Origin of the sequence: Kitasatospora nipponensis, assembly GCF_039528135.1 — a bacterium.
GTDB classification, from domain to species: domain Bacteria; phylum Actinomycetota; class Actinomycetes; order Streptomycetales; family Streptomycetaceae; genus Kitasatospora; species Kitasatospora nipponensis.
Genome location: NZ_BAAALF010000700.1, coordinates 1 through 721 on the forward strand (window position 1 = coordinate 1; position 721 = coordinate 721).

General features: G+C 69.9%; 1 protein-coding gene. It reads right to left on the reverse strand.

The annotated features are described in order from the left end of the window. Positions 1-11 precede the first annotated feature (11 nt). The coding region (locus ABD323_RS42810) for a DUF6049 family protein (RefSeq protein ID WP_344447445.1) at positions 12-721 on the reverse strand (710 nt) is incomplete at its 5' end.

Here is a 721-nt window from a genome sequence, read left to right on the forward strand (position 1 = left end):
AAGGGTCCGCCTCAGTGCCCCACCTTCTCATCACCGGGGGCGTGTTCCACGGCAGCTGCGCCGGTCTCCTCCGCCGCGCCTCCCTCATCCTCCGGCCCGTCCTCCGGCTCGTCATCCGGCTCGTCATCCGGCTCAGCGGCGCGCTTGCGGCGCTGCAGGGTGAACCGGAGCGCGGCCAGCAGCATCAGCACCACGCCGCCGCCGATCACGTACAGCACGCCGGAGGTGACCGAGGTGACCTCGACCGTGAAGACCACCGGCTCGCCGTACGCCTGCGAGGGGGTGCCGGTGGTCATCAGCTGGGCGGTCATCTGTACGGGGCCGTTGTTCCGGGCCTTGGCCGGGAAGCGCAGGGTCAGGCTGGTGGTGGCCTCCAGCAGCACGTTCTGCGGGAGAGCCACGTTGACCCGGTTCGGCTGACTGGAGCTCAGCTTGACCTGGAGGTTGCCGACGGCCTGGTTGAGGTCGTTCTTGACGCTGACCAGGACGGTGCCGGTGTCACCTGCGAGGGTGACCGTGCTCTTGGGGGTGAGCTTGACCGCGCCGGTCAGGCTGACCAGATAGCTCTGCACGCCGGCCCGGTAGGAGCTGCCCTCCGGGGCCTGGTCCCGCCACGCGGTGGACATCGAGCGGACCATGGCGGCGCTGAACGGGCCGCGCACCCGCTGCGGCTGGGTGAGGACGGACAGCAGCTGGTCCAGCCTGCCCTGAATGTCCATCA